Raw genomic sequence first — 303 nt, 5'->3', positions numbered from 1 at the left:
TGCAGTGCCGGTTAAAAAGGAACGGATACTGATTTATCCGGGGGGCATGCGGAATAACGGGATTACTACCTCCTTCCTGAACTTAATGAACAACATTGACTTTGAAAAATACGATGTCAGCTGTTTTACCGGTGAGCCAAAATCGAAAGAAGTCCTGAATAATATTTACAAAATCAATAAAAATGTGCGCCTGATCTTTAAACCGGGCGTACCGCTTTACCGCATATTCGAAGTATACCGTGATAGATATACATATAACCGGGGCATACGTGGGAATCTCGGGAAAAAGATTTTTCCAGAACA

General features: G+C 41.3%; 1 protein-coding gene. It reads left to right on the top strand.

Translation table 11 applies throughout. The features are described from left to right. Window positions 1–85: 85 nt before the first annotated feature. Window positions 86–303, top strand: a 218-nt coding sequence (locus ACLWS4_RS38420) for a hypothetical protein (protein WP_416876631.1), incomplete at its 3' end; no start/stop codon positions are given.

Origin of the sequence: Kitasatospora sp. SC0581, from assembly GCF_048159585.1 — a bacterium.
Classification (GTDB): domain Bacteria; phylum Actinomycetota; class Actinomycetes; order Streptomycetales; family Streptomycetaceae; genus Kitasatospora.
This window is presented reverse-complemented; position numbering and strand designations above follow the sequence as displayed.